This window comes from Campylobacter concisus (genome assembly GCF_002165815.1).
In the GTDB taxonomy this organism is placed as follows: Bacteria; Campylobacterota; Campylobacteria; order Campylobacterales; family Campylobacteraceae; genus Campylobacter_A; species Campylobacter_A concisus_BH.
Genome location: NZ_NDYN01000026.1, coordinates 1 through 864, shown reverse-complemented (window position 1 = coordinate 864; position 864 = coordinate 1). Strand labels below are relative to the sequence as shown.

General features: G+C 36.1%; 1 pseudogene. It reads right to left on the bottom strand.

The window, feature by feature from the left end:
• Nucleotides 1–26: 26 nt before the first annotated feature.
• Nucleotides 27–864, bottom strand: a pseudogene (locus B9N65_RS10765) (thioredoxin reductase); the annotation flags it as partial.

The window sequence follows — 864 nt, the reverse complement described above, 5'->3', positions numbered from 1 at the left end:
GGGGCCATAGATATTAAATTTATTCTTTAATCCTTTATATTATGCTCTTTGGCATAGCTTAATATCTTTTGCCTAAGATCTTCTGGGAAGCTATCTCTATACATCACTGGTGTTAGAGGGTTTAGCTTTTTATCTAATTTACCAGCCTCATATAGTCTTGTTAGCTCTTCTGGTGTGTTGTAGTATGGTGCATTTGGATATCCCTCTGGTGGGGTTAGGGACATTATTTTGGCTTCTAGAAGGGTGGAGTCGATGTAGAGATCTATATCTCTATCTTCGTAATTAGCAGGATAGCCTTTTTCGGAAAAAATCTCCGCATATTCTGGTAGTTCTTTTTTAACATAAGAGATAAATTCTTCCCTTGTAGTCTCGTTTGCATCTAGGTCTCTAGGATCTAGTAGTTTGCCTTTGTCTTCTACAAGCTCTCTTAAAACTCTATGCATTGATCCTGTAGGGTTAATCACTATCCCATTTCTATTAAAATCCATCACGAAGTAGCTTCCTACTATCTCATCTAGATAAGGTATCATTCCATATTCATCTAGTGGAGGGTTTTTAGCTAGTTTTCTAAACTCTTCAGCCATTTGCAAATTTTTATTAAGACCTATATTATATGTTTGGTATTCAAATAAGTCTCCTAAAAAATCTAAAGCTTTTACTACTCCTAACTGGGCTGCTAAGAATACTCTTTGAAATCCTCTTGCTTTAAATCCTGCTTCATTTCCATTTGCAAATCCCATAGGATTTCCAAGTATGCCAGCACAAATTCCCCACTCTGCGGAAAAGAGCATTGATTTTAATGTGCCTTTGTGAGCATTTACTTCATCATAAATTTCAGCATATTCTGGCTTTGTTAGTTTGCCA